The sequence below is a fragment of the Actinomycetospora sp. genome (assembly GCF_055612215.1).
Genome location: NZ_JBVPVA010000293.1, coordinates 1 through 2,806, shown reverse-complemented (window position 1 = coordinate 2,806; position 2,806 = coordinate 1). Strand labels below are relative to the sequence as shown.

Annotated in this window: 4 protein-coding genes and 1 pseudogene; 3 read left to right on the top strand and 2 right to left on the bottom strand. The window is 74.4% G+C overall.

Annotated elements, in window-relative coordinates:
* Positions 1-187, bottom strand: a 187-nt coding sequence (locus AC0CYZ_RS08100; protein WP_472214081.1) for a hypothetical protein, incomplete at its 3' end; no start/stop codon positions are given.
* 151 nt (positions 188-338) lie between these two features.
* Here AC0CYZ_RS08100 and AC0CYZ_RS08095 point away from each other — a divergent pair.
* On the top strand, positions 339-827 hold the full coding sequence (locus AC0CYZ_RS08095; RefSeq protein WP_472214079.1) for a DoxX family protein: 489 nt from the start codon (positions 339-341) through the stop codon (positions 825-827).
* Between the two features lie 2 nt (positions 828-829).
* Here AC0CYZ_RS08095 and AC0CYZ_RS08090 read toward each other — a convergent pair whose 3' ends face one another.
* Positions 830-1,690, bottom strand: a complete 861-nt coding sequence (locus AC0CYZ_RS08090; protein ID WP_472214077.1) for a polysaccharide deacetylase family protein — start codon at positions 1,688-1,690, stop codon at positions 830-832.
* Positions 1,691-1,766: 76 nt separating this feature from the next.
* Here AC0CYZ_RS08090 and AC0CYZ_RS08085 point away from each other — a divergent pair, with 76 nt between their 5' ends.
* Entirely contained in the window at positions 1,767-2,534 is a 768-nt protein-coding gene (locus AC0CYZ_RS08085) for an SDR family oxidoreductase (protein ID WP_472214075.1), read from the top strand.
* A gap of 21 nt (positions 2,535-2,555) precedes the next feature.
* A pseudogene (locus tag AC0CYZ_RS08080) lies at positions 2,556-2,806 on the top strand (MFS transporter); the annotation flags it as partial.

Below are 2,806 nucleotides of genomic sequence, written 5' to 3'. Positions count from 1 at the left end.
TGTTACCCGGCTGCAGCGGGTTGATGCCGATGCCCCGGAAGATCGCGGGGAGCGAGATCAGGACGATGGAGGAGTTCATCACCGCCATGAGCACGCCGAGCGTGGTGTTGGACAGCGCGAGCCACTTGTACCCCGGGTGATCGGGGTGGGTGCGCGAGACGGGTGCGACGGGTGCCGTCGTCGTCATGGGCGGTCCGATTCGTTAGTCAGGGCAACGAGCAGATCGATTGTAGTGTGCACCTATCCGACGTGCGGGGCGGTGTGACCCACGTCGACGTCCCCGCCGCTCCCGGGTCTAGCTTGACGGGACAACTGTTCGTGCAGTGACGGGAGCTCGCGTGAAGATCGGTATGGCGGTGCTGCGGCTCGTGGTCGGGCTGCTCTTCTTCGGCCACGGCATGCAGAAGCTCACCGGGTGGTTCGGCGGCGGCGGGATCCAGGGCACGGCGGCGGGCTTCGAGGGGATGGGCCTCAAGCCGGGCCGCGACAACGCCGTGGCCGCCGGCGTCTCCGAGGCCGGGGGCGGCGCGCTGCTGGCCGCCGGGCTCGCGACGCCGCTCGCGGCGACGATGATCTCCGGCGCCATGGGCTCGGCGGTCTACCACGTGCACGCGCCCAACGGGCCCTGGGTGACCAAGGGCGGCTGGGAGTACAACGCCGTCCTGACCGCCGCGGTCTTCGCGCTCGCCGCCGCGGGGCCGGGCGAGCTGTCGCTCGACCACGCGCTGGGCATCGAGACCTCGGGCGCGGGGGTCGCGCTGGCGGCCCTCGGGGCCGGCCTGCTCGGGTCGGCCGGGGTCGCGGCGCGGGCGCGAGCGCTGGCCTGACGTCAGGGGCGGGCCATCGCCGCCATCAGCGCCGGCCCGTCCCACGTCGACCCGACGAGGGTCCGGCGCAACGAGAGCAACGGCCGCGTCGGGTCCACCGGCTTCTCGGCGAGCTGGTAGCCGGTGACGTAGCCGGCCTGGTCCAGGTGGGCGAAGTCGGCCGGGACCCAGTCGCCGTAGGGGTACGCGAAGTGGCGGACCGGTGCCCCGGTGATGGCCTCCAGCGTCGCGCGCGGCTTCGCGAGCTGGGTGTTCCAGTCGGCCCCGGCGTAGCGGTCGGCGCGGCCGTGGTCGTACGTGTGGGCGGCGACGGTGTGTCCGGCGTCGTGCAGCCGGCGGACGTCGTCGCGCGACATCCAGTTCGGCTTGCCCAGCGGCACCGTCATGACGAAGAACGCGGCGTGCATGGAACGCCGCGCGAGCTCCGGGACGCCGGTGGTGATCTGGCTGCCCTGGGAGTCGTCGAAGGTCAGCAGCACCGGCTTCGGCGGCAGCGGCGCGCCCGTGGTCAGGTGGGCGAGGTGCTCGTCGGGGGAGATCGTCGTGTAGCCGCCGGCGCGCAGCGCGTCGAGCTGGGCGCGGAACGCGGCGGGCGGGCAGATCAGCGTGGCCCGGGCGGAGGCCGAGTCGCCGGCGCGCCAGTCGCGCAGCTGGTGCCAGCACAGGACGGGGACGTCGGCCGCGCGGGCGAGCACCTGCGCGGCGGGGGCGGCGAGGTCGACGGCGGGCGCGGAAGGCGCGGTCGTCGTGGGCGGCGGGGCCGGTGACGCCGGAGCCGCCGGCGGCGGGACCGACGTCCCGCACGCGGCGAGGACGGTGGCGCCCACCGCGCCGAGCAGCACCGAGCGGCGCGAGGACCCCATGGGCAGAATCCTCGGCGACGGGCGGGCCGCCCCCGGTCTGCGACACGAGGCACTCGGGTGAAGTGTGGGAGACACCGTGAACCTGTTCGACCTGACCGGCAAGGTCGCCGTGGTCACCGGCGGCACTCGCGGGATCGGCCTGATGATCGCCCGTGGGCTGCTGGACGCCGGGGCCTCGGTCTACCTCAGCTCGCGCAAGGCGGCGGCGGGCGACGACGCGGTCGCCGAGCTCTCGCCGCACGGCACCGTCACCTCGATCCCGGCCGACGTCTCCACCGAGGAGGAGTGCTCGCGGCTCGCGGGGGAGGTCTCGGCGCGCGAGCAGCGGGTCCACGTACTGGTCAACAACGCCGGCGCCACCTGGGGCGCCCCCTTCGAGGAGTTCCCGGCCTCGGCCTGGGACAAGGTGCTCGACCTCAACCTCAAGGCCCCCTTCTTCCTCACCCGGGCCTTCCTGCCGCTGCTCGAGGCGTCCGCGTCGGCGGAGGACACGGCCAGCGTGATCAACGTCGGCAGCATCGACGGGCTGCGCGTCACCCCGCTGCCCACCTACTCCTACTCGGCGAGCAAGGCCGGGGTGCACCAGCTCACGCGCGTCCTCGCCGCCGAGCTGGGCCCGCGGAACATCCGCGTGAACGCGATAGCCCCGGGTCCGTTCGAGTCGAAGATGATGGCCGCGACGCTGGCCGAGCGGGGCGAGGAGATCGCCGCGAACTCCGTCCTGGGCCGCATCGGGGGCCCCGACGACATGGCCGGCGCGGCGGTGTTCCTGGCCTCCCGGGCCGGCGCCTACGTCACCGGCGCGGTGCTGCCCGTCGACGGCGGGATCTGGGCGGCCCACTGACCGGCGGGTCACCATGGGGTCGTGACGACGGCGCGCACGGCGGCCGCGACCTACCGCGAGGTGCTCGCCCAGCCCGGGCTCCGGGCGCTCTACGCGGTCGGCTTCGCCGCACGACTCCCGCTGACGGCGACCGGGGTGGTGCTCACGCTGCACGTCGCGGTGGGGCTCCACCGCGGGTTCGCCGCGGCGGGGGTCGTCGGGGGAGCCGTGACCCTGGGGACCGCGCTCGGGGCGCCACTGCTGGGCCGCCTGATCGACCGGTTCGGGCTGCG